This is a genomic window from Bradyrhizobium sp. S3.2.6 (assembly GCF_040546885.1).
GTDB classification, from domain to species: domain Bacteria; phylum Pseudomonadota; class Alphaproteobacteria; order Rhizobiales; family Xanthobacteraceae; genus Bradyrhizobium; species Bradyrhizobium cytisi.
Map to the genome: position 1 here is coordinate 137,477 of NZ_JBEPOS010000005.1, position 23,974 is coordinate 161,450.

At 64.3% G+C, this 23,974-nt stretch carries 19 protein-coding genes; 6 read left to right on the top strand and 13 right to left on the bottom strand.

Annotated features, from left to right (window positions below; translation table 11 throughout):
* Positions 1-8: 8 nt before the first annotated feature.
* Positions 9-1,160, bottom strand: a complete 1,152-nt coding sequence (locus ABID58_RS12855) for an HlyD family secretion protein (RefSeq protein ID WP_354032896.1) — start codon at positions 1,158-1,160, stop codon at positions 9-11.
* A 140-nt stretch (positions 1,161-1,300) separates the two neighbouring features.
* On the opposite strand from ABID58_RS12855, the gene ABID58_RS12860 reads away from it, so the two are divergent.
* Positions 1,301-2,212, top strand: coding sequence for a LysR family transcriptional regulator (locus tag ABID58_RS12860; RefSeq protein ID WP_148753234.1), 912 nt, complete (start codon positions 1,301-1,303; stop codon positions 2,210-2,212).
* Positions 2,213-2,380: 168 nt separating this feature from the next.
* On the opposite strand, the gene iaaH is transcribed toward ABID58_RS12860, so the two are convergent.
* Positions 2,381-3,805, bottom strand: a complete 1,425-nt coding sequence (iaaH, locus tag ABID58_RS12865) for an indoleacetamide hydrolase (RefSeq protein WP_354032897.1) — start codon at positions 3,803-3,805, stop codon at positions 2,381-2,383.
* Between the two features lie 175 nt (positions 3,806-3,980).
* On the opposite strand from iaaH, the gene ABID58_RS12870 reads away from it, so the two are divergent.
* Both ABID58_RS12870 and mctP read left to right on the top strand, forming a co-directional pair.
* Positions 3,981-4,160 carry a DUF3311 domain-containing protein gene (locus ABID58_RS12870; RefSeq protein ID WP_354032898.1) on the top strand — a complete coding sequence of 60 codons (180 nt, stop codon included), beginning with the start codon at positions 3,981-3,983 and terminating at the stop codon, positions 4,158-4,160.
* A gap of 10 nt (positions 4,161-4,170) precedes the next feature.
* Positions 4,171-5,670 (top strand): monocarboxylate uptake permease MctP, encoded by a 1,500-nt coding sequence (mctP, locus tag ABID58_RS12875; protein ID WP_354032899.1) that lies wholly within the window; start codon positions 4,171-4,173, stop codon positions 5,668-5,670.
* Here mctP and ABID58_RS12880 read toward each other — a convergent pair.
* Entirely contained in the window at positions 5,632-9,105 is a 3,474-nt protein-coding gene (locus ABID58_RS12880; RefSeq protein WP_354032900.1) for an indolepyruvate ferredoxin oxidoreductase family protein, read from the bottom strand. The two genes, mctP and ABID58_RS12880, sit on opposite strands and share 39 nt — an antisense overlap.
* A 154-nt stretch (positions 9,106-9,259) precedes the next feature.
* On the opposite strand from ABID58_RS12880, the gene ABID58_RS12885 reads away from it, so the two are divergent.
* Positions 9,260-9,715 (top strand): Lrp/AsnC family transcriptional regulator, encoded by a 456-nt coding sequence (locus tag ABID58_RS12885; protein ID WP_148753238.1) that lies wholly within the window; start codon positions 9,260-9,262, stop codon positions 9,713-9,715.
* A 9-nt stretch (positions 9,716-9,724) separates the two neighbouring features.
* On the opposite strand, the gene ABID58_RS12890 is transcribed toward ABID58_RS12885, so the two are convergent.
* From ABID58_RS12890 to ABID58_RS12900, 3 genes are all read right to left on the bottom strand, one after another.
* Positions 9,725-10,564 carry a DUF8737 domain-containing protein gene (locus ABID58_RS12890; RefSeq protein ID WP_354032901.1) on the bottom strand — a complete coding sequence of 280 codons (840 nt, stop codon included), beginning with the start codon at positions 10,562-10,564 and terminating at the stop codon, positions 9,725-9,727.
* A gap of 90 nt (positions 10,565-10,654) precedes the next feature.
* Positions 10,655-11,185 carry a DUF8737 domain-containing protein gene (locus tag ABID58_RS12895; RefSeq protein ID WP_354032902.1) on the bottom strand — a complete coding sequence of 177 codons (531 nt, stop codon included), beginning with the start codon at positions 11,183-11,185 and terminating at the stop codon, positions 10,655-10,657.
* A 40-nt stretch (positions 11,186-11,225) separates the two neighbouring features.
* Positions 11,226-11,624 (bottom strand): hypothetical protein, encoded by a 399-nt coding sequence (locus tag ABID58_RS12900; protein WP_246230054.1) that lies wholly within the window; start codon positions 11,622-11,624, stop codon positions 11,226-11,228.
* A gap of 130 nt (positions 11,625-11,754) precedes the next feature.
* Between ABID58_RS12900 and ABID58_RS12905 the strand changes: the two genes are divergently transcribed.
* Positions 11,755-12,675 (top strand): LysR family transcriptional regulator, encoded by a 921-nt coding sequence (locus ABID58_RS12905; RefSeq protein WP_354032903.1) that lies wholly within the window; start codon positions 11,755-11,757, stop codon positions 12,673-12,675.
* Here the strand turns inward: ABID58_RS12905 and ABID58_RS12910 are convergent.
* Both ABID58_RS12910 and ABID58_RS12915 read right to left on the bottom strand, forming a co-directional pair.
* Entirely contained in the window at positions 12,658-12,819 is a 162-nt protein-coding gene (locus ABID58_RS12910) for an Rv2993c-like domain-containing protein (protein WP_354032904.1), read from the bottom strand. The genes ABID58_RS12905 and ABID58_RS12910 overlap by 18 nt on opposite strands.
* Before the next feature lie 15 nt (positions 12,820-12,834).
* Positions 12,835-14,202, bottom strand: a complete 1,368-nt coding sequence (locus ABID58_RS12915) for an LLM class flavin-dependent oxidoreductase (RefSeq protein ID WP_354032905.1) — start codon at positions 14,200-14,202, stop codon at positions 12,835-12,837.
* A gap of 367 nt (positions 14,203-14,569) precedes the next feature.
* Here ABID58_RS12915 and ABID58_RS12920 point away from each other — a divergent pair, with 367 nt between their 5' ends.
* Positions 14,570-18,136, top strand: a complete 3,567-nt coding sequence (locus ABID58_RS12920; RefSeq protein WP_354032906.1) for a bifunctional diguanylate cyclase/phosphodiesterase — start codon at positions 14,570-14,572, stop codon at positions 18,134-18,136.
* Here the strand turns inward: ABID58_RS12920 and ABID58_RS12925 are convergent.
* The 5 genes from ABID58_RS12925 to ABID58_RS12945 form a co-directional block, all read right to left on the bottom strand.
* Positions 18,110-18,451 carry a hypothetical protein gene (locus ABID58_RS12925; protein ID WP_148753243.1) on the bottom strand — a complete coding sequence of 114 codons (342 nt, stop codon included), beginning with the start codon at positions 18,449-18,451 and terminating at the stop codon, positions 18,110-18,112. The two genes, ABID58_RS12920 and ABID58_RS12925, sit on opposite strands and share 27 nt — an antisense overlap.
* 204 nt (positions 18,452-18,655) lie before the next feature.
* Positions 18,656-19,648 carry a UDP-glucose 4-epimerase GalE gene (gene galE, locus ABID58_RS12930; protein ID WP_148753244.1) on the bottom strand — a complete coding sequence of 331 codons (993 nt, stop codon included), beginning with the start codon at positions 19,646-19,648 and terminating at the stop codon, positions 18,656-18,658.
* Between the two features lie 14 nt (positions 19,649-19,662).
* Entirely contained in the window at positions 19,663-20,469 is an 807-nt protein-coding gene (locus ABID58_RS12935; RefSeq protein WP_354032907.1) for a WecB/TagA/CpsF family glycosyltransferase, read from the bottom strand.
* Positions 20,462-22,756, bottom strand: coding sequence for a GumC family protein (locus ABID58_RS12940; RefSeq protein WP_354032909.1), 2,295 nt, complete (start codon positions 22,754-22,756; stop codon positions 20,462-20,464). The genes ABID58_RS12935 and ABID58_RS12940 overlap by 8 nt, the downstream gene beginning before the upstream one ends.
* Before the next feature lie 297 nt (positions 22,757-23,053).
* Entirely contained in the window at positions 23,054-23,854 is an 801-nt protein-coding gene (locus ABID58_RS12945) for a class I SAM-dependent methyltransferase (protein WP_354032910.1), read from the bottom strand.
* Positions 23,855-23,974 lie beyond the last annotated feature (120 nt).

Sequence of the window (23,974 nt, forward strand, 5' to 3'; positions counted from 1 at the left end):
AATCGGCGTCAGCCACCGTTCGGTCGCGTCGCGTTGTCGGCGACGCTCCTGATCGTCTCGCGTTCGGCCACCACGGTTGCCTTGGTGTCGACGGTCGGCACCGCCGACATGCCGGGCCGCAACAGGCCCGCGAGGCTGTGATCGTCGAGCACGATCTTCACCGGCACGCGCTGCACGATCTTGGTGAAGTTACCCGTCGCATTGTCGGGAGGCAGCAGCGCGAATTCAAGTCCGCTGGCCGGCGAAAGGCTGTCGACATGACCGTGCAGCGTGCGATTGCGAAAACTGTCGACACGCAGCTCGACCGGCTGGCCGGCGCGCACATGCGTGAGCTGGGTCTCCTTGAAATTCGCGACCACATAGACCGCATCGAGCGGCACCACTGCCATCAATTGCGTGCCGGCCTGCACGTACTGGCCGACACGCAGGCTGCGGGCGCCGACCGTGCCGTCAACCGGCGCGGTGATCTCGGTGTAGGACAGGTTCAGCTCAGCCTGGTCCGCGACCGCGCGAGCGTGATCGAGTTGCGCGGTGGCTTGGGCCCGCTGGGTGGTCAGCACATCGACCTTGCGCTGCGCGGCGACCAGGCCCGACTTGGCGTGCTGCAATTGCGCGTTGCTGGCGCGGAGCGCCGCATCGGTCTGCTGTGCGCGCTGGATCGTGCCTGAGCCCGACTTCATGAGGTCGTCGTAGCGGGCGCGCTCTTCCTGCGCGAATTTCAGATTGGCGTCGGCAGCCGTGACGTCGGCGGTGCTCTGCTCGATGATCGGCTGTTGCAGCTGGAGCTGGGCATCGAGGTTGCGAACCGAGGCTTCGGCTGCGGCGACGTCGGCGCGGGACTGGCCGAGCGCGGCCTTGAAGTCGCGGTCGTCGATCCTGGCCAGCACCTGGCCCGCTCTCACCTTTTCATTGTCGCCGACCAGCACCTGGGCGATGTAGCCCGACACCTTCGGGGCGATGATGGTGGAATCGGCCTTCACATAGGCGTCATCGGTCGATTCCAGGTAGCGGCCGGTCGTCAGGTAATCGTAGCCAAAATCGCCGGCCACAGCGACGCCAAGGGCCAGCGCCAGCCCGAGCGCCGCGCGCTTGATCGCCTGCCGGGACGGCTTCAGGCTGATTTTATCAGTAGTTTCAGCAGTATAAGCCGCGTTCGACATGACATCCTCCGGATTCCCCAGACGTCCCGTTCCGAAGGGGCGCTGTTGTCTGGGCAGAAGATGCGCTGTTCCGGCGCTTGTGATAATCCGCCAAAAAGCAAAATGATTGTCCACTCATACTGCATAATCCGAGGCGCCCCATGGACCGGCTGACTAGCCTGACCGCTTTCGTCCGGGTCGTTGATACCGGCGGGTTCTCCGCCGCCGCCCGCAAGCTCAATATGTCCACGACGATGGTCAGCAACCACATCCAGGCGCTCGAGGAGCGGCTCGGCGCGCGCCTGCTCAATCGCACCACCCGCAAAGTCAGCGTCACGGAAATCGGCAAGGCCTATTACGACCGCTGCGTCCAGATTCTGTCCGACATCGAGCAGGCCGACGACATCGCCGGCGCGTTGCAGTCGGTGCCGCGGGGCACGCTGCGGATTCATTCCGCTACGCACATGGTGCCTTTCGTGGCGGGCGTGGTGGCAAAGCTGCTGTCGACCTATCCGGACGTGAAGGTCGATCTGCGCATGGGCGAAGCCAATGTCGACCTCATCGAGGAGGGATATGACGTTGCGCTGCGCATGACCCCGCCGCCGGATTCAAGCCTGATCGTCCGCAGCCTCGCCACCTGGCGTCACGTGCTGTGCTGCTCGCACGATTATCTCGAAAAGCACGGCCGGCTGCAGCAACTCGCCGAGCTCACCGGCCACAATTGCGGCCGTCACCTCAACTATCCCTTCGGCGACGAGTGGCGCTTCTTCGATCGCAGGGGTGCGCCGGCATCGGTGCGCATCTCGGGTAGCCTTGTCACCAACAGCGGTGAAGCGCTGCGACGGATGGTGATCGAGGGCGCCGGCATCGGCCTGCTCGCAGGATTCCTGGTGAGCGACGATCTCGATGCCGGCCGACTGGTGCGCCTGCTGCCGGAATACCGGCCGGTCGAGATGTCGATGAACGCGGTTTATCCGCATCGCCATCACCTGTCGGCCAAGGTCAGGACCTTCATTGACATGCTCGTGCATCACAGCGCCGAGCAGCAGAAGCTGATCAATCCGTATTCTTAGCTGGCGCGGTGGGCAAAGGCGCCCTTGCGCCGTGCCCACCACCTTTCGTCATTGCGAGCGAAGCGAAGCAATCCAGAATCTTTCCGCAGTAAGACTCTGGATTGCTTCGTCGCAAGCGCTCCTCGCAATGACGAGGGTCTTTGGTCTAGGCAAGAAGCTACGATCGCGTCAACGCGGCGCGGGAAGCCGCCCAAACACGGCATCGAGCGCGATGCCGATGGCGAGCAGCCGTTTGTCGCTGCCCGCGGGGCCGTCGAGCTCCAGTCCGATCGGCAGTTTGCTGGTCTCGCCAAGCGCAATCGGAATCTGGATCCCGGGAATGCCGGCATTGCTGCCGGGATCGGTGTTTTGGATGAACAGGCCGAAATTCTCGAGACTGCTGGATTCCGGATTCGAAGCGATCGCAACCCTGGGTGTGGTCGGGAACGCGATCGCATCGATCCCATTGCTTGCAAAGGTCTGCTGGTAGAGCGCCTGAAGCGCCGGCCTCGCGACATTGATGGCTTCGACGTAAAGCGGCTTTGCATCGACAAGGCTGCCGTCGGGCGCCGGCAATTTGCGCGGCAGCACCAACCCTTCATAGGTGCCCTTGACGTCGGGGCTCGCGATCCTCGCGACCATGGCCTCGATGGTCACGCCTGTGCCGGTGCGGTTGAGATAGGCAACCATGTCGTCATAGGCCTCGTAGAGCGCGACCGGAAATCCGACCCGGCCGTTGAGCTGGGTCAGCTCAGGCATCTCGATGTCGACCACGGTCACGCCTTGCGCTTTCAATCGGGCGAGCGCGGCCTGAAAGGCGGTTTCAGTATCCCCGTCGAGGTTCGCCAGCATGCTCTTCACGAGGCCGATACGGACCCGCCGCAGATCGGCCGGCCGAACGATATCACCGCCCGCGATAACGCTGTCTAGCAGCGCAACGTCTGCCATCGTCGCCGCCATCGGCCCTGCGGTATCGCGGGTATGCGAGATCGGCGCGATGCCGGCTTGCGGATAGCGTCCGACGGTCGGCCGCAGCGAGGCGCAGCCATTCAGTGCGCCGGGGACGCGCACCGATCCGCCGGTGTCGGTGCCGAGCCCGCCTGCAACGATCCGGGCGCCGATCGCGGCGCCCGTTCCGGACGAAGAACCACCGGCAATCAAGGCACGATCATAGGCGTTACGCACGCCGAACTCCGCGCCGGTCTTGAATGCGGTGTTGTAGCCGGAGATACCGAACGCAAGCTCGTGCATGCTGGTTTTGCCGATGATGACCGCGCCGGCGGCGCGCAGCTTTGCGACCACGGGTGCATCGGCCTTCGGAACGTAATCCTTCAGCGCAGGCGTGCCGGCGCTACAGGGCAGTCCTGCGACCTCGATATTGTCCTTGATCACGATGGGGACGCCGCCGAGCGGCCTGCTCCCGGCGCCCGCACCTTGCGTATCGAACGCGACGGCAGCCTTCAGGGCGCCTTCTTCGTCCAGGGTGACGAAGGCGTTGAGGTCGGCATTGGCCTTGGCGCGGGCGAGCGCCTCGGAGGTGAGCGCGTGGCTCGTGCTTTTTCCGGCGGCGAGCTCGGCCACGGCCTGCATCAAGGTCAGTTGATCAAGGTTCATCGAGGTCCCCATCAGTCCGATCAGCCCATCAGCAAGGATCAGGCCACATGATCACATTTTCTCGCGCCGCACCGCAACAACAGAGAATGCCGCTGGTGCGCGCAACGATCCGGTTCCTATCTCGTTGAGAGATCGAAGAGGTCGGCACGATTGCTGGCTGAGCCCGGAGGACATTATGAGGATCCTGTTATTGCTGCCGTATGTCGGCCTCCTCTGGGTCCCCTTCTACAATTTTGCCGAACCGTCGCTGTTCGGCTTTCCGTTCTTTTATTGGTACCAATTGGCTTGGGTCCCGATCTCATCGCTGCTGATCTGGCTGGTCTGGCGCAGCCGCACGCCTGACGAGACGCAGTGAGGACCGCGCCATGACCGCTCAGATCGACTGGGTGCCGCTTTCGGTTTTCATCTTCTTCTTTGTCCTCGTCACCGTGATGGGATTCGTCGCCGCGCGCTGGAAGACGGGCGAGGTCAGTGCGCATCTCGACGAATGGGGCTTGGGCGGGCGCCAGTTCGGCACCTGGGTCACCTGGTTCCTGGTCGGCGGCGACTTCTACACTGCCTACACTGTGATTGCGGTGCCGGCGCTGGTCTATGCGGTCGGCGCCTATGGTTTCTTCGCGCTGCCCTACACCATCATCGTCTACCCTTTCGTGTTCGCGGTGATGCCGGTGCTGTGGAAGCGCGCGCATGCGGCGGGCCATGTCACGGCGGCCGATGTCGTCCACGCCACCTATGACTCGCGCGCGCTCGAGCTCGTCGTGGCGCTGACCGGCATTGTCGCGACCATGCCCTATATCGCGCTCCAGCTCATCGGCATGGAGGTCGTGATCAAGGCGACGGGTCTCACCGGCGAACTGCCGATCGTCGCGGCCTTCGTCATCCTTGCGCTCTATACCTACAGCTCCGGCCTGCGCGCTCCGGCGCTGATCGCCTTCGTCAAGGACATCATGATTTATATCGTGGTGCTTGTGGCCGTCGTCGTCGTGCCGGCCAAGCTCGGCGGCTACGGCGCGGTGTTCTCCGCCGCGAATGATGCCTTCGCAGCCAAGGGCGGCAATACCGGATTGCTGTTGAAGCCCGAGCAGATGCTGGCCTATGCGACCCTCGCGCTGGGTTCGGCGCTGGCAGCGTTCATGTACCCGCATACGCTGACCGGCGTGTTCGCGTCGAAATCGGCCGACACGATCCGCAAGAACGCGATCCTGCTGCCGGCCTATACGCTGCTGCTCGGCCTGATCGCGTTGCTCGGTTACATGGCCCATGCCGCGCATATCATGGTCACGTCTCCCAATGATGTCGTGCCGATGTTGTTCAAGGCCCTGTTCCCGTCGTGGTTCGCGGGCTTCGCTTTTGCCGCGATCGGGGTCGGCGCACTGGTGCCGGCGGCGGTGATGAGCATCGGTGCGGCCAATCTCTTCACCCGCAATGTCTGGAAGTCCTATGTCAACCCTGACATCACCCACGCCGGCGAGGCGTCGGTGGCCAAGATCACCTCGCTGGTCGTCAAGGTGGGCGCGCTGGCGTTCATCCTGTTCCTGCCGACGCAATATGCGCTCGATCTCCAGTTGCTTGGTGGCCTCTGGATTCTCCAAACCCTGCCTGCGCTGGTGTTCGGTCTCTACACCCCCTGGTTCAGGGCTGAAGGGCTCCTGCTCGGCTGGGCCGCCGGCATCGGCTGGGGCTCTTGGACAGCCTGGAGCAACGGATTGAAGCCGCTCGCCAGCATCGCCTTTGGCGGTGCCAATCACACCTTCTATGTCGGCCTCGGTGCGCTGCTGCTCAACATCGCCGTCGCGGCGGTCGTCACGCTTGTGATGGGCTGGGTCTCACCCGGCACCAAGCGCAGCCTGACGGTGGAGTCCTGACGCCGGTGCTGGCGGCACGGTATCGAGCATTGCCGTCAAGCGCTCGACGTCGGTCATGACCTTGTGGATCGCGGCATCTTTCACCGGGCCGTAGCCGCGGATCTCCATCGGGGCCTTCGCGATGGTGATGAGATCGGGGAGATGCGCCGCTTCGAGCCCGTCGAGCATCCGTTCGATCAAGCCTTCATACCAGACGATCAGCTCCCGCTCGGCGCGCCGTTCTGCCGTGTAGCCGAATGGATCGAACCGCGTTCCGCGCAATCCCTTCAGCCGCGCCAGCATGGCGAGCGGCATCTGAATCCACTGACCGAAGGCGCGCTTGCGCGGCCGATCGCGGGCGTCGTGCCTGGATGGCAGGAACGGTGGGGCGAGATGATACTGGACGCTGAAGCCATCCTCGAACTCGCGCTTCAATTCGTCGAGAAAGCCGGTCTGCATGTGCAGGCGCGCGACCTCGTATTCGTCCTTGTAGGCCATCAGCTTGAAGAGTGCGCGGGCGACGGCCTCGGTCAGGGCCTCGCTGTTCAGCGCGGCTTCGGCAGCACGAACTTTTGCGACGCGTGCACGATAGCGCGCCGCATAAGCCCCATCCTGATAGGCGGTGAGGAAATCGCCCCGGCGAGCAATGAGCTGGTCGAGCGTCTCTGCTTTTGGCGTCTCGTTCGCCTCCGGCAATAGGCCCGGATCAGCAGCGGCGATCCTGCCCCAGGCAAAAGCTTGCTTGTTGCGTTCGACCGCGACGCCATTGAGCTCGATCGCGCGCAGCAGCGCCGAGAGAGAAACCGGCACCAGTCCACGCTGCCAGGCAAAGCCCAGCATGATGATATTGGCATAGACGGCGTCTCCGAGCAGCCGCTCGGCCAGGGCATTGACGTTGATGCTGTCGAGATTGTCGTTGCCGATGACACGGCCGATCGCGCTCAGGCGGGCAGGGGAAGCGAGATCGGCGTCGCGGAAGCGGACGACGTCGCCGGTCGGCATCTCCGCGGTGTTGATGGTCGCGCGCGTGCCGCGGCGATAGGTGCCGGACGCCTTCGGCGAGGAGCTGACGACGAGGTCGCAACCGATCAGCGCATCGGCCGCGCCCTGGTCGATGCGGACCTGGTGCAGCGCCTCGGGACTTGAAGCGAGGCGGATGTAGCTCAGCACCGGGCCAAATTTCTGCGCAAAGCCGGTAAAATCCAGCACCGAGACGCCGCGTCGTTCCAGATGCGCGGCCATCCCGATCAGCGCGCCGATCGTGATCACGCCGGTGCCGCCGACGCCGGTCACGAGCAGATCGTAGGGACGGTCGAGCGTGGCGGGGGCGGGGAGGGGGAGCGTGGCTGCGCGACCGATTGCATCGAACTGGGTCGCGCTCTTCTTCCGGCGCGTCGCGCCTTCGACGGTGACAAAGCTCGGGCAAAAGCCGTTGAGGCAGGAGAAATCCTTGTTGCACGCCGACAGATTGATCTGGCGCTTGCGGCCGAAGGGCGTCTCCTTCGGCTCGACGCTGAGGCAGTTGGACTCGACCGAGCAGTCGCCGCAGCCCTCGCAGACGAGATCGTTGATGTAGGCAAAGCGCTTGGGATCGGCCATCTGGCCGCGCTTGCGCCGGCGCCGCTTCTCGGTTGCGCAGGTTTGCTGGTAGATCAGCACCGATACGCCGGAGATGTCGCGCAGCTCGCGCTGCACGGCGTCCATCTCCTCGCGTGGATGAATGGTGACGCCGCCGGGCAGATCCGCGGACAGGAATTGCGCGGGATCGTCCGACACCACCGCGATGCGGGCCACGCCTTCGGCGCGGACGCTGTGCGCGATGGCATGCACGCTGATGGGACCGTCGACCGGCTGGCCGCCGGTCATGGCCACCGCATCGTTGAACAGGATCTTGTAGGTGATGTTGGCCTTGGCGGCGATCGCCTGCCGGATCGCCATCGAGCCGGAGTGATAATAAGTGCCTTCGCCGAGATTCTGGAAGACGTGCTTGTGGCCGGTGAAGCGAGACGAGGCGGCCCAGTTCACGCCTTCGCCGCCCATCTGGATCAGCGAGGAGGTCTCGCGGTCCATCCAGCTCGCCATGAAATGGCAGCCGATGCCGGCCAGCGCCTTCGATCCCTCGGGCACCTTTGTCGAGGTGTTGTGCGGGCACCCGGAGCAGAAATAGGGCGTACGCGTCGCGCCTGCGACGTTGATCGTGCGCTCGGCTTCCGGCAGCAGTGCGGCTGCACGCGCCGCAAGATTGAGGCCCGGAAAAATCGGATCGAGCCGGCGAGCGAGCACGGACGCCAAGGCGCGCGGCGACAATTCGCCGATCCAGGAGATCAGCCGCGCGCCGGTTTCGTCGTGCTTGCCGACCATGCGCTCGGGTTTTGCGCCGGGATAGTCGTAAAAATATTCCTTGAACTGGCTCTCGATGATGCCGCGCTTCTCCTCGACCACGAGGATCTCGCGCTTGCCCTTCACGAAATCCATGGCGTCGTGCAGTGCCAGCGGCCAGACCATGCCGACCTTGTAGATGTCGATGCCGATGCTGCGGCAGGCGGCTTCATCGAGGCCCATCAGCCGCAGGGCTTCCATCAGATCGAGATGCGCCTTGCCTGTGGTGACGATGCCGTAGGTGGCGTTTGGAATGTCGTAGATATGTCGATCGATCGGATTGGCTTTGGCGAAGGCGTAGACCGCGTGCTTTTTCGCTTCCAGCCGCTCCTCGATCTGCGGGCCCGGCAGATCGGGCCAGCGATAGTGCAGTCCGCCTGGTGGTGGCGTGAAGTCGGGCGTGCGGAACATGCGCGGTGGGCGCAGCGCGACGGATGCGCCTGACTCGACGATCTCCGAGATCGCCTTGAAGCCGACCCACATGCCGGAGAAGCGGCTCAGCGCGTAGCCATATTCGCCGAACTCCAGATATTCGCTGACGCTTGCGGGATGCAGCGTCGGCATGAACCAGCTCATGAAGGCGACGTCGGACTGGTGCGGCATCGAGGACGACACGCAGCCATGGTCGTCGCCGGCGACCACCAGCACGCCGCCATGCGGTGACGAGCCGTAGGCATTGCCGTGCTTGAGCGCATCGCCGGAGCGATCGACGCCGGGGCCCTTGCCGTACCAGAGCCCGAACACGCCATCGACCTCGCGGTCGGCCTGGGTTTCGACCTGCTGCGAGCCGAGCACCGCGGTTGCCGCGAGGTCCTCGTTCACGGCGGAGAGGAATTCGATGTGGTCGCGCTTGAGGCGCTCCTGGATGCGCCACAGCTCGAGATCGATGCCGCCGAGCGGTGAGCCGCGATAGCCGGAGATGAAGCCGGCGGTATTGAGCCCCGCGGCGCGGTCGCGCCTGATCTGGTCGAGCGCGATGCGGACGATGGCTTGCGTGCCCGTGAGGAAGGCGCGGCCGTCCTCGCGCTCGTAGCGGTCTGAGAGCTCGTAACTGTCGAGTGACGGAATGGCGTCCATGGCGGGCCTCGCGCGGCATCCTGCCGAATAGGCCAAGGTTAGGCTTGGGGCGTTGGTAGGTCTTACCTATTCATCCCCGCGGTGGGCGTTAATTCGGTAGAATTTTGCAATGAAAGCGAAAATCTGGTAGATTTAATCGATTTCTGAGGTATCGATGATCGAAGATCAGGACACGCGGATTCTCGCCCACCTCCAGAAGGACGGCCGCGCTACCAACCAGCAGCTCGCTGACGAGGTCGGCATGTCAACCTCGGCCTGCTGGCGCCGGGTGCGTGCACTCGAGGACAGCGGAGTTATTCGTGGCTATGCGGCACTGGTTGCGCGCGAGCAGGCAGGGTTCGCAATGTCCGCCATCCTCCACGTCTCGCTGGAGCGGCACGACGCTAAATTCGTCGACGAGTTCGTGTCCCGCGTCACCGGCCGCCGTGAGGTGCTGGAGTGTTTTGCGACGACGGGCGACGCCGACTATCATCTGCGCGTCGTCGTGCAGGACATGGCGGCCTACAACCGCTTCCTCGATGAGTTCATGTTCCGCATTCCCGGCATCCGCTACGTCCGCAGCAATGTGGTGCTGAAGGAAATCAAGACCAGCGTGGCGCTGCCGTTTTGAGACCGCGGCTTACACCGTCTCCGCCCGGCTGCGCCGGATCAGTTGGCGCAGCGACAGCGCGTGCAATAGGATCGAGCTTGGCACGACGAAGGCGGGGGTCAGCACGTTCGGAAAGGTGTCCAGGGCCATGCTCGGGCCGTATGGAACGATCAGCTGGAACGGGCCGGGCGACATGATCATTCCCAGGGTGATCGCGACGGCGAGATCTGCGAGGCCGAAGATGTTCCAAAGGATAGCCCCCTTCCGCCCCGCAGCCGTTCCAGCTGCGAGCGCAAGCGCCGCCGGCACGGCGAAGAGACCGGTCAGCACATCGCCAATCCCTGCCGGGAGCGCCCATAGGCCTGGCTGCATCCCACTCAGCCAGTAGACGAGCCATTGGGTGCCAAAAATGCGGTAAACCTGAAGGGCAATGAGCCAGGTCGGCGGCATCGCATCAAGCAGCTGCCCCACTCGTTTCGACCACAGCAGCACCGGAGCACCGAAGATCACCGGCAGCAGGATCGCCACTGGCAGCAGCGGCAAGGGAGAGGTGCCCGTGCGAAATGCGCCGTTGATGGCTGCCGTCCAGGCGACGGCAGCCCAGAGCGTGAAAGGCACCATGAAGACCAGCCAGGTCGCTTGGCGTTGCCTTGCTGTCAAGTCGGTGCCTTCGAGGCCGAGCCACAAGCCAACCGCTATGAGCCCATGAGCCATCAGCCGAACGCCCAGCGCAGGAAAGCCGCTCTCCGCAAGTGCGGGTAGCGAGTAGATCAACCAGGTCCACAGCATCGCGAATGAAACGGTCCATATCAGGCTGAGCCGGACGGGACGCGGGACGATCACAGCAACGGAAACAGCATCGGTGTTCATTGGCATTCCTTCGGGAGAGGAGATCCCGGTCGCGGACAGACGCAAGGCATCTCGGACGGCAATGTCGCGGATTGCGATCCGCTCGCGGTGTCACGGTGTCTGTTCTTCCGGTCCGGACCTCAACAGAATCATGAAGACCAGAACGTGGCTGACCAGCAGCAGAGGCACATAAAGGGCCGGGATATAAATGCCGGCGCCGAAGAGGCCGGGATTCTGGATCTTCGTCGCGCCCATGTAGTACGCATTCAGAAGATCCAGCGTGCCCCAGACGTTGAATATCCAGACCATCGGAACGGCGATGGACCATCGCCAGGAGAGCGCAGCCATTGAAATGAGCGCGAGAGTGGCGGCGATGAGGTCTCCCCAACCGACTTCGCTGGCGAAATCCGGGCTCAACTCCGAAGACACGAACCCGGCAACCAGGAAGTTCATCCCCAAGAACCTGAACGCATGGAAAGCCGCGAGAAGTCTCAAGGCGTCGTGACGCGGCATCGTGCGGACCACCGGCCAAACATAGACGATGGCCACCACCGAGCTTGCCAGGAAGGCGCCGGCGACGCTGAGGACGAACGGAAGGTTGAAGCTCGGTGGCACGTTCGGGTGTCCTTGATTGTCCGACATGTCGGGTGGGGTTCGAATCCGGTTCTGCGCCGGCGGGTGCTCAGGGTTTGGTCATGAGCAGGCGGAGTGGCATGAGCGGACCGACCGCGATGTATTCGTGGTCGATGAGATCCTGCTTGGCGAGCGGCAGGCCATCCATGATCGCGTGCCCTTCGGCGACATCCTTGACATCCAGCAGGAAGACGGTTCCGCGCCCATCGGACCGCGAATACCATTCGCGAACTTTTCCGTTGAGATAGAGCTGCACGGTCTGCCTGATTTCATCGGGCATGACGGCCATGACCTGTTCGCGTGTAACGCCGGCCTTGACGGTCAGGATGACCATGACCCCGGAGGTCGGCGGCGTGGCTTGTGCTTGGGCAAGGGATGGATCGGCCATGGAAATAGCGCCTGTCAGTGTGAGGGTGAGTGCCAGGATGACGTTGCGGATTGCCTTCATCGGTTTTCTCCGATCACGGCGGTCGCCGCGATGTCGCAGGTGTCGGGCGCACGCCGCAGTGCGGCTCATTTGCAATTCGGATGTAAGCCCGCTTCCCGCGCGCGACTATTCGCGATAATGTTGACGGGCTATGAAGCAGAACTTCACAGTCAGGCACGGCGCGCTCGACGGGGTGGAGGCGTTTCTGAGTGTCGCCCAGCATCGCAGTTTCCGCCGGGCGGCCGCTGAACTCGGGGTAACGCCATCGGCCATCAGTCAGGCGATACGAGCGCTCGAGGCGCGCGTCGGCGCAGCGCTGTTCATCCGCACGACCCGCAGCGTCGGGCTGACCGAAGCCGGCGAGAGATTCCTTGCGCGCGCAAGACCGGCCTTCGAGGAACTGATCGCGGCAAGCGGGGCGGCCCGTGAGCTCGGACAGCGGCCGGCCGGTCTCCTGCGTCTCACCGTACCGCGCTCGATCGTGCCGATCCTGCTCGAGCCGGTGGTCGCGTCGTTCTGCCGGGCGTTTCCCGAGATTGAGGTGGAGCTTGCCGCAAGCGAAGAGCTGGTCGACCTCGCAGCCGGAGGTTTTGATGCCGGCATCAGGATGGGGCAGTTCATCACACCTGACATGGTTGCGGTGCGGCTGACGAAGCCGCTACCCCTCATCATCGTCGGCAGCCCGGTTTACCTTGCCCACCGCGGCCGGCCCGAGCGCCCGGACGATCTGCGCGAGCACGCCTGCTTGAGACTGCGACGATCGAACGGAGCGCTCGCATCATGGTCGCTCAACGACAACGGCCGTTCGATCGAGATTGCCGTTTCGGGACCTTTTATCGCCTATGACTTTCCCACGATGCTCGGGGCCGCCGTCGAAGGTGTGGGTCTTGCGCAAGTGCCCGCACCACTGGCCGCCGGCGCCATGGCGGTCGGAAAGCTCGTCCATGTGCTGGAGCAATTCGCGCCGATGACACCGGGTGTGTTCCTGTACTATCCCGGCCACCGACAAATCATGCCGAAGCTGCGGGCCTTTATCGACCATGTGAAGGGCCGCTCAGGCGCCATAAGCTGATCTACCGCTCCTCCCGCACAAACCGATTGCGCAGCGTGCCAATGCCGAGCGTGTGCGCGACGTCCACTGCCATTCACTGAGCGGATCGCCTTCGATCAGACCCCAGGAGGTTTTGCCGGAGGCGGTGAATTTCACCCAGCGCATGTCTTGTACTCGTTGTTATTCCGCGGCGTCGCGCGGCTGTACTTTCCAGGCGCCGGCGGCCGGCCGCTTCAGCCCGAGATTTTCCCGCAGTGTCTTGCCGCGATATTCCTTCTGGAACAGCCCGCGCCGCTGCAATTCCGGCACGACATGTTGCACGAAGTCCGCGTAAGAGCCCGGCACATAGGTCGCGGCGATGACAAAGCCGTCGCAGCCGCGCTCGACGAACATTTCCTCTAACTTGTCCGCGATCTCCCTGGGGCCGCCGACCATGGCGTCGTGCACCTGGCCGCGGCCGGAGAAGGTGACGAAGTCGCGCGCGCTCGGATTGCTCTTGCCGGAATTCTTCAGCACGCCGTCGCGGATCCCCAGGATGCCCTGCATGCTCTTCAAGTCGTCCGTCGTCAAAGGTTCGTCGAGATCCTTGGAGGCAAAATCGTAATTGAGCGCTTCGGCGAGCAGCGACAGCGCGTCGATCTCGAGTGGCAGCTTGTTGATCAGGGCCATCTTGTCTTCGGCTTCCGCCTTGGTCGCGGCGCAGACCGGCGTGGTCAGATTGCAAAGTCGCATCTGGTCGGGATCGCGGCCGGCCTTTGCCGCCTCGTTGCGCACGGCCGCATAGCCTTCCCTGGCGCCGGCGAGATTGCGCGCGGCGGTGAAGATCACCTCGCCCCAATATCCTGCAAAGCGCTGGCCGCGGCCGGATGCGCCGGCCTGGATGATGACGGGATGGCCCTGGTCCGAGCGCGGCACCGTGAACGGCCCGCGCGATTTGTAGGCTGGCCCCTTGTGATCGAGCCGCTTCACCTTGCTCGGATCGGCGAAGCGGCCGCTCGTCTTGTCCATGATGAGCGCGCCGTCCTCCCATGTGTCCCAATGGCCGAGCACGACCTCCATGAATTCGTCGGCCTTGTCGTAGCGGGAATCGTGTTCGGGATGGGAGTCGCGCCCCATGTTGAGCGCCTCGCCGTCGTTCAGCGACGTCACGACGTTCCAGCCCGCGCGTCCGCCCGACATCAGATCGAGCGTCGCGAAGCGGCGGGCGACGTCGAAGGGCTCGTAGTATGTGGTCGAGCAGGTCGCGCCCAGCCCGAGCTTGTCGGTGACCAGGCCCATCGTGGTCAGCACGATCAGCGGATCCATCTTCACGCAACGGATGCCGTATTCGACGGTGTGGGCGTGGTCGTTACCGTAGCGGTCCGGCATCGCCAGCCGATCATCGAAGAACGCCATGTGGAGTTTGCCGGCTTCGAGGATTCTGGCGATCTCCTGGTAATAATCCGCCGACATCGAATCTGAGCGCGAGTCCGGATGCCGCCACGAGCTTGGCAGGTTCGTGCAGTTCTGCGCCTGAAGGAAGCCGACCAGGACCATCTGCCGATTCATGCTGCTGTTCTCCAGATGGGGTCAGGAGAGATCGAGGACGGTGTCGAGCCTGTACTCGCATGGCGTTCCCTCGGTCATCACCCTTGGGTGGGCGGTTGTTGGGAGCCATCGTTTCAAAGCCCCACGCCGATATCAATCTCCCGTAAACCAATACTGGGCTGCAAATTCGTTAAGAGAACGCGCCTTTCGTCGAACGACTATGCGTCCTTGCGTGCCGCGCGGCGGGATTCTCGACAGTTTCTGGTCTGCCGTTCGCAGCTCGTTCACTTTGATCGGCGGTTTCCCGTGCGCAATAACGACCACTTAGCCGATCCCCGTTCATAAAGCACCCGGGAGAAATCGGCAGAAATGCCCGGGAGTTAAGATCGTGCAGACGACCCTCGCGCGCACCTTTGCAGCGTTGAGTGCCATCAACGAAGCGATCCTCTACGCGAAATCGCCGGACGAGCTGCACCAGAAGGTCTGCGACGCCGGGTTCGCGAGTGGAGACTTCATGGCTGTTGCCGTGTTCCTAGTGGAGCCGGATGGCCAGCGCTTGCGCTTTGCGGCCGGCTGCGGCGACGACGTGGCGCGGCTGCGCGCAATCGAGATCACCACGGAAGCCGGCACCCCCGAAGGCATGGGCGTCGGTGGCGAAGCGTTTCGCAGCCAGAAGCTCTGCATCAGCAACGACTATCTGAATGACCCGCGCTCGCTGGCGTGGCGCGAGGGGGCGGCCAAGGCGCATATCGGCGCGGCCGCGGCCCTGCCGCTGCTGTGCAACGGCAAGAGCGTCGGCGTCCTGTTCGTGACCCGCAGCGAGGCCGGCTCGCTGACCGAGCAAATGGTGTCGCTGTTCGAGCGCATGTCGGCCAACATTTCCTATGCGTTGGAGAATTTCACGCGCGAGACCGCGCGGCAGACCAGCGAGCGGGCGACACGACGTCTCAACCGAATGTTCGGCGCGCTCAGCGCGACCAACGAGGCCATTCTGCGTGCGAAAAACGAGCAAGAGCTGTACCAGCTTGTGTGCGATGCCTCCGTGCACGGCGGCAAGTCGCTGGTGACATTCGTCTTGCTGAAGGAGCGGGGCTCGCATTGGCTCAAGCCTGTCGCCGGTACCGGTGAGAACGTGGAGATCGTCGCCCAGACGAGCTATTCGGTCGATCCCGAGAACCCCTATGGCCGTGGTATTTCCGGCGAGGTGTTTCGGACCCAGAAGCCCATCGTCGAGCGCGATCTCGCGCGTCGCACCAGGGGTACGCCGTGGGAGCAGGCCAACGTCAACACCGGCGTCGCCGCCTGTGTCGCGGCCCCCCTGATCAAGCACGGCCAAAGCATTGGCGTGATCCTGGCCTTCCTCAGCCAGTCCTGGGCCAAGGACGAGGAAATCGTCGGGCTGATGCTGCGCATCGCCGAGAACGTCTGCTTTGCCATCGACAATTTCGACCGCGAGGCTGAGAAGGCACGGATCGCCGAGGAAGAGGAACGCCTAGCGCGCATGTATGCGGCGCTGAGCGCGACCAATGAGGCGATCCTGCGCGCACACTCGCGGGCCGAGCTGTTCGACCTCGTTTGCGAAGCAACAGCGAAGGGCGCGAAGTTTACTTCCGCCGCCATCGCGCTGGTCGATCATCAAGCCGAGCTGCTCCGCGTTACCGCCTGCTACGGGCCAAACGCGGATACGGTCCGCAACTTCAAATTCTCCACCTCCGACCAGGTGCCCGAAGGGCGCGGGTTGACCGGAACGGCCTTCCGCACGCGCCAGCCCTGCATCAGCAACGACGTGCTGTCCGACCACCGGATCACGCCTTGGGTGGCCAACGCCCGCCGCAACGGTATCGGATCCTCCGCGGCGCTGCCGCTGCTCAACGGCGATCGTGTCGAAGGCGTATTTCTCTTCAACTCGCCGGAGTGCGGCACGTTCACGCCGGAATTCGTCGAGCTGCTGCAACGGCTCCAGGCCAATGTCGCCTTCGCGCTCGACAATTTCGACCGGGCCGAGGAGCGGTCGCGGACCGAGGAGCAGAAGGAGCGCCTGACGCGCATGTTCGCGGCGCTGAGCGCCACCAACGAAGCGATCGTGCGCGCCAAGTCACGCACCGAGCTGTTTGAGCTCGTGTGTCAGGCCGCGTCCACCGGCGGCAAGTTCACCTCGACGACCATTGCGCTCGCCAAGGCCGACAACGACCAGCTCGAGATCGTCGCGGCCGCGGGGCCGTCGGCCGAGACCACGCGGAACGTTCGTCTCTCCATCGATGCCGACCGGCCCGAAGGCCGCGGCATGAGCGGCACCGCGTTCCGCACCCGGCAGCCCTGTGTCAGCAACGACTATGTCAATGACAGCCGTGTGAGCGCCTTCCATGGCGTGCTGCAGGGCGATGGCGCGCGCTCTGGCGCGGCGTTCCCGCTGATCACGCACGACAAGCCGGTCGGCGTCATGATCTACATGTCGACCGAGCAGGATACCTTCACCTCCGAGTTCGTCGAGCTGTTGCAGCGTCTCGCCGATAACGTCTCCTTTGCGATCGAGAATTTCGATCGCGCCGACGAGAAGAACGAGGCGGACGAGCGCATCGAATATCTGGCGTCGCATGATAGCCTGACCGATCTGCCGAACCGCGAGACCTTCAACGGGCTGCTGCGCGAGGCGATCGACGCGGCGCAGCGCCACGATCACCGCTTCGCGGTGCTGTTCATCGATCTCGACCGCTTCAAGGTCATCAACGATTCGCTGGGTCATGAGGCTGGCGATTTGCTCCTGCTCGAGGTGGCGAACCGCTTGCGCGGCGCGCTGCGGGAAAGCGACGTGGTGGCTCGCCTCGGCGGCGACGAGTTCGTGGTGATCCTCGACCAGTGCGGCGAGATCGACGACGTCCAGCGCATCGCCACCGGGCTGTTGACGGCGCTCGCCGAGCCCATGGAGCTCGCCGGCCATGAGTGCCACACCACCGCCTCGATCGGCATCGCGATGTATCCGGCCAACGGCGCCGACGCGCAGACGCTGACCAAGAACGCCGACATGGCGATGTATCTCGCCAAGGAAGACGGCAAGAACGGCTATCGCTTCTTCTCCAAGGAAGTGAAGACGCAGTCGATCGAACGGCTATCGCTCGAAAGCGCGCTGCGCCGGGCGCTGGAGCGCGAGCAGTTCTCGCTGAATTATCAGCCCAAGGTCGACATGGAGACCGGACAGATCACCGGCGTGGAAGCGCTGTTGCGCTGGAGCCATCCCGATCTCGGCAATATCTCGCCGGCGCAGTTCATTCCACTTGCGGAAGAGACCGGTCTGATCGTGCCGATCGGCCGCTGGGTGGTGAAGGAGGCCTGCGCGCAGGCGATGGCCTGGCAGCGCCGCGGCCTGCTGCCGGTGTCGATGGCGGTCAATCTGTCACCGCGGCAGTTCGTCGACGAGCATCTGTTGCAGGACGTCGACGAGGCGCTGGCGGCCTCCGGCATGTCGCCGGTGCTGCTCCAGCTCGAGGTCACTGAGAGCATGATGATGCGCAACGTCGGACGCGCGCTGAAGGTGCTCGACGCCATCCAGAGCCGCGGCATCCGGCTTGCCATCGACGATTTCGGCACCGGCTATTCGTCGATGTCGCTGATGAAGCATTTTCCGATCGACACCATCAAGATCGACCGCTCCTTCGTGCGCGACCTGCCGCAGGATTCGGAAGACCAAGCGATCGCGCAGGCGATCATCAGCATGGGCAAGGCGCTCGGCATGACAGTGGTTGCCGAGGGCGTCGAGAACGCCGAGCAGGAGGCCTTCCTGCGGACCCATGGCTGCGACGAGATGCAGGGTTTTCTGATCTCCAAGCCGGTGCCGGCGCGGCAGATGGCCGAGCTGCTGCGGCCGATGGAGGCGCTCGTCGCGCCGCCGCTCCAACCGGAGGCGGATCCGACTGCGGACGAATCCGCGGCACTACGGCTGAAACGCGCTGTCGTCTGACGGCTGCGGGTGCAGCTCGCGGATGTCCGCTTCCTTCACTTTCGCTTTGCGCGGAAAATTATCCGGCCAGGACGGCGAGGTTTGCTCGGCGAACAGCTCGAAAATGGCATGTGCGCCTTCGGCGAAGCTCGAGCCGTCGCCGAGGCCCAGCTCGCAACACCACGCGTGTCGCATCGGCTCGTGCGCGTCGAGCACGGCCATCGCGGGTCCCCACCACCAGGCCGGTGCCGGCGAGCGTTCGTCCTCCGGCACGGCGTGCCAGAGGACGAGCTCGCCCATCACGCGCTCGAATTGCAGGCTTGCGGCCTGATGCATTCGTGCTCCTTGGACCGCGCCAGATAGCGGGCCGATGCGCGGACTCGATTGTCGCCTTCGCTGTGAAAAATCGGCTCGCGCTGTCGGTCGAGCCACGTGCGCCGCTTCCATTGGCGGCCATGCGGCGGCCGGCTTGGTCGCCGCCGCTGACTGTAACAATCTCTTTAGCCGCTCGGGGTTCCGGTCGGCAAGATAATACGGCGCCTAGCGCGATTTGAGCGGATGCGCCTTCTGGTGCCAGGCCCAGGCGGTGCGGATCACGGTCGGCAGGTCGGAATGGCGCGGCACGAAGTCCAGCACTTTTCGGGCGGCCGAGGGGTCGGCGACCAGATAGGTGGGATCGCCGGCGCGGCGCGGCTTGACGGTGTGCGGCACCTCGCGCCCGGTTTCCTGCCTGATAGCAGTGAGGATCTCGCGCACGGAGAAGCCCGCGCCGGTGCCGAGATTGAAGCTGCCGCCGGTATGTCCCGTTTCCAGCAGCTTCAAAGCCGCGACATGCGCAGCAGCGAGATCAGTGACGTGGATATAGTCACGGATCGCAGTGCCGTCGGGCGTGTCATAGTCGCCGCCGAACACTGCGAACTCGACATGACCCTGCAGCGCCATCATGGCGCGCGGAATGAGATGCGTCTCGTTGTCACGCAATTCGCCGATGCCGCCGGCCGGATCGGCGCCGCTGGCATTGAAATAGCGCAGGCAGAACGCGCCGAAGCCGTAGGCCGCGCGATAATCGGCGAGCATGCGCTCGATCATCCACTTCGAAGCACCGTAAGGATTGATCGGCGCGCAGGGAAAATCCTCCGGCAGCGCCTTGGAATCGGCGTTGCCATAGACCGCGCCGCTCGAGGAGAACACGATGCGGTGGCAGCCGGCGTTGCGCATCGCCTGGAGTAGCGACAGCGTGCCCTGGACGTTGTTGATATAATATTTCTGCGGGTCCGTCATGGACTCGCCGACAAGGCTCGCCGCCGCGAAATGCATCACCGCCGTCGCCTTATGGTCGGCAAAGGCGCGCGCCAGCGTCGCGCCGTCGAGCAGATCGCCCGTCACCAGCTCCCCGGCCACGAAGCTGCGATGACCCGTTGTGAGATTGTCATAGACGACGGGTCGATAGCCGGCAGCGGAAAGGGCACGGCAGGCATGCGAGCCGATATAGCCCGCGCCTCCTGTGACGAGGACAGTCGGCTGGTCATTCATGTCGTTCTACCTTCTCAGCGATTGAACGGCCGATTGCGGCTGAAGAGAAGATAGATCGCGCGGGGGTTGGTGGTCAAATAGCGCCAGAACAGGCGGCGCGGCTCGAGCCAGGTGCGCCAAGCCCATTCGAGTCCGATCCGCTGCATCCATTGCGGTGCGCGCGAGCGGCTGCCCGACAGGAAATTGAACAGGCCGCCTGACGTCTTGATAACGCCGACATTGGTCAGCAGCGGCGTGTATTCCTCGACGAAGGCCTGTTCAGAAGGTACGCCGAGCGCGACCCACAGGCAATCCGGCGCGAGGGCGTTGATTTCCTCGACCTTGGCCCGCAGGGCGTCGCCATGGAGATAGCCGTGACTGTGCCCGACGATCTTGAGCTTCGGATACATGTTCTGGACCCGTCTGACCGCCGCAGCGTTCTCTTCCTCGCTGGCGCCGAGCATGTAGAAGGTGCGGCCGGCAACCTCAGCCTTGCGCGCGACGATATGGAACAGGTCCGTGGTGGCAACGCGCTCCGGCAGCGGAAACCAGGACTGCAGCTTTGACGCCGCCACCAGCGGCTGGCCGTCGGCATTGATCAGATCGGCGGCGCGGAACAGGCGTTCGGTCTGCGGCTCGGTCGAGCAGCGCGCCAGCACCTCGCCATTGGCCGACGTTAGATACAACGGGCGGCCAATGCGATGACGCGGATCCGTCGCCTCGATCATGAAATCGGCGGTGGCTTCCAGGTCGAGTGCGGCCATGCGAAGGCCGCCGACGGTGATCCGTGGCACCTCGGCAGTCGCGGCCCGGCCGTCCAGATTGACGCGGCGCTCAAGCATATTGTTTGCCTCGCTGGCGCGTTTGGGTCGCGGGGGCGAGCTCGTCGAGCACCACGCCGACGAGCTTGCGCTGGGCACCACCGAGTGCGGCCAGAATCTCTTCCATGCTGTCATTGATGTCGAGGCTGGTCGGCAGCACCGCCACCAGCGCATCGGCGCTATCGAGCAGCTTGCGGCCGGCGGCAGAAAGCGGCATCGCGGGGCCATCGAGAATGACGACGTCATAACCGCCGGCCGAGCGCGCCTGCGCGATCGCCTTGCGGATGGCATCAGCGGCCTTGCCGGCATCGCTCTCGGCCGCCGGCAATACCGAGATGCCGTTGACGGTCTTGATCTCGCGCGCAGTTTTGGCTCCGATCGAGAGCCAGCCAAGCTTGCTCGGCTCGCTCTTGCCGGGTCGATTGACCTTGTTCGAGAGCCTGTGCGCCTGATGGTCCGCGTCGATCATCAGCACGCGGCTGCCATCGCGCGCGGCTGCGAGCGCGAAATTCAGTGCGGCCACACTGCGCCCGGTGGTGTCGCCGGCGCCGACCAGCGCCATCACCGGCATGGTTTTGCCGCCGGCACGACGAGCCATCGCCGCCCGCATATCGCGCAAGGCGTTGAGCAGCGTCGTCAGCGGAAATCCGGGGCGCAGCGTCGGCCAGCCGACGCGGGTCAGATCGACGCCACCGCCGGTGGCGAGAATGGCGCCGAGCGTGCGGATCACGTCGGCTTCCTGAAGGCGGGCGATCAGTGGTTTCTCGACCAGCGCGAGCGCAGGTGGAGGCGCGGCCGCTTCGGGCTGAGGTCTCGTAAGATCCTGCGCGGGCGTGCGCTCGCGGCGGCTCGGTTCGGGCGCGGTCGCGCCGTTGAACAGATGCTCGGCCGCGACGAACCAGGAAGCGGCGGCAAGTGCGCCGAAGATGAAGCCGATCATGGCGAACAGGCTCATCGCCGGCGGGAACGAGCGCCGCTGCGGCACCGTGGCCTCGCCGATAACCCGGGCCGCGGAGGTGTTCAGGGTCTCCTGCTCCTCGGTCTCGCGCGAGCGCTTGAGGAAGGATTGATAGACGTCGCGGCTGGCTTCGGCCTCGCGCTCGAGCTCGCGCAGGCGCACGGCGGCCTGGCTGAGCTGCACGCTCTGCCGCTTCTGCACCTCCAGCGCCCGGTTGAGCGACGCCTCATAGTCGCGGGCACGGGTCAGATCGTTCTTGGCCGATTGCGCAAAGCGCTCGATCTCCTCGCTGATGGTGCGCTTGAGATCCTCGACCTGCTTTTCGGTCTGGCGCAGTGCCGGGTGGCGCGGGCCGAGCTCGGCGGTCTGCTCCGCATATTTCTTGCGGGCGTCGGCATATTGCGCGCGCAGGTTCGCGATCGTCGGCGATTGCAGCGCTTCGGGAATGGCGCCGGCATCCGCGGCGGTCCGCTTGTTTGCCTCGATCTGGTCCAGCCGTGCCTGGGCGTCCATCGTCGCCGCGCGAGCCGCGGAGAGCCGCTGGTTGCTGGAGGAGAGCTGCTGATCAGATATCAGCGCGTCCTGGGTGCCGACAAAATTGTTCTGCGCCTTGTAGGTGGCAAGTGCTGTTTCGGCGTTGCGCAGCCGTTCGCGCAGCTCTTTCAGCCGGCCGGACAGTTCGGTGGTCGCGCGCCGCGCCGCCAGGGCCTGCGAGTTGCGGGACTCTGTCAGATAGACGTTGGTCAAGGTGTTGGCGAGCATCGCCGCTTTGGCGGGATCGGTCGACCAGACCTCGATATCGACGATGAAGCTCTTTTCGGTCTTGCGGATGGTGATGTGCTTGTTCAGCGCGTCGAGGGCGGCGAGTTGCACGTCCTTGATGTCCGCAGCCGAGGGAGCGCGGGGCTGGAGACCGATCAGGCCGAGCAGTGACGACATCGGGCTATTGCCATCACCACCGCTGCCGAATTCGGGATCCTTGTCGAGATTGGCTTGCTGGATCACTCGCAGCAATACGCTGTTGGACGTGATCAGGCGTGCCTGGCTTTCGATCACCATCGACATGCCGGAGAGATCTTGCGCGCGCGGCGTGAGCTCGCGATCGACGAGCTGGAGCTCGCGCGGGTCGACGTAAAGCTGGGCGGTCGCGGTGTAGCGGGGCGTCAGGCTCTTGCCGACGGTGACGGCGAGGCACGCGCCGATCAGCGCCGCAGAAGCAATCGCAATCTTGCGCCGCCATAGCAGGCGGACGAGCTCCAGCACGTTGAAGCTGGCCTCGGATGCCCGCTGCGGGGCCTCCGACATGGTCGGATGTCTGGCCCGGTCGATCGGCTGGTTATAGTCAAGCATAATCCCCAGCTTTCATTCCAACGCCCGCGCGCTGAGGGGTTACTCTTCGCTTTACGCCTCGCACCGGGGAAATAGGTGCGCAATCAACGCAACAGGGAAAATTAACCATACTCATTGAGGGACTATTCACCGAAATGGCAAACAAAGCGTTTAAGCGCAGGTCGCCATTTGCCGCGTCGTCGTGACGCCCCGGCGGCAGCGCTCCCTCAGTGATTAACGGTTCGTTACCGTGCGTACCTCGCGGCGCGCGCGCGTGCGGCTTCGCAGCGTGACAGCCGGCCAGCGCGCGCATGACCGTCAGCGCTTTCGCAGGATGACGTGATAGTCGCCCCGCCGGACGTCGGTGCCGCGCGGAAGCACGGCGTTCATCATCGCGGCGCCGGCGTCGACCAGGGCGGCGAACAGCGGCTTGCGCTGACGCATCTCGGGATAGCGCGGGCTCTCGACCTCACGGCGGTAGATCGTCTCCAGGCCATGGGTCGCGGCGAACGCTTCGAGTTTCGACAGCGTCACCAGCGGGTGGAAGAAGGTCGGGAACGGCGCCTCGCCGGGCAGGCCGGCGGTCTTGATGCCGCGGATAGTCCGGTAGAACCAGACATGAAACCAGTGCGGCGAATATTTGGTGACGACGCCGGACAGCGAGCGTGGATTGGGCGCCCCGATCAGGATCATGCCGCCGCGCTTGAGCGCATCGCGGAAGTTTAGGAGCGCCGCCTCGACGTCGGGCAAGTGCTCGATCACGTTGTAGCAGATCACAACGTCGAACGTTTCCGGGCCGAAACGATAGGTCTGGACGTCGCCGAGGATCGCCTCGTCGGCGTAGGTGTTGTTGCGGACCTGGTCTTCGTCGATATCGACGACGGTCACACGGCTGCGGCCGAGCACGTCCATGGGCAGGAAGCTCGAGGAGCCGCCGCCGGCCTCGTAGATTGCAAGCCGGCCCTGCGGCAGCTCGCGGCGCAGCACCTCGTGAACGCCGAGCAGGCTGTCGCGGGCTTCGCCGGCGACGAGGTCGAGCAGAGCCTGGGTGTGCGCGGGACTTGTGAGGTCTTGGGCACTGGTAGCCGTCGCGAGATCGATCGTGGCTGACTTGTTCATGTTTTTCTGACCGCGCTTGTTCGATTCAAATTTACAGGAAAAGTATCTCGTGCCCGAAGAGCAAATCTGATGCCGCACGCCTTCACCGGTCGCGGTGCTTACGGCCGGGTTAATCCGGCC